Annotated in this window: 1 rRNA gene; it reads left to right on the top strand. The window is 55.3% G+C overall.

Going from position 1 to position 235, the window contains the following annotated elements:
* Positions 1-235: ribosomal RNA gene (locus tag HPT30_RS00050) — 23S ribosomal RNA — on the top strand; the annotation flags it as partial.

Here is a 235-nt window from a genome sequence, read left to right as displayed (position 1 = left end):
ATTGAATTTGGGTACGATCTGTACAGGATAGGTGGGAGCCGTAGAGACAGGAGCGCAAGCTTCTGTGGAGGCGCCGTTGGGATACCACCCTGATCGTATCTAGGTTCTAACCTGGTGCCCTCATCGGGTACGGGGACCGTGTCAGGCGGGCAGTTTGACTGGGGCGGTCGCCTCCTAAAGAGTAACGGAGGCGTTCCAAGGTTCCCTCAGAATGGTTGGAAATCATTCGAAGAGT

It is taken from the genome of Paenibacillus agri (assembly GCF_013359945.1).
In the GTDB taxonomy this organism is placed as follows: Bacteria; Bacillota; Bacilli; order Paenibacillales; family Paenibacillaceae; genus Paenibacillus_AQ; species Paenibacillus_AQ agri.
The sequence above is the reverse complement of the archived record's forward strand: the minus strand, read 5'-3'. Positions and strand labels throughout refer to the sequence as shown.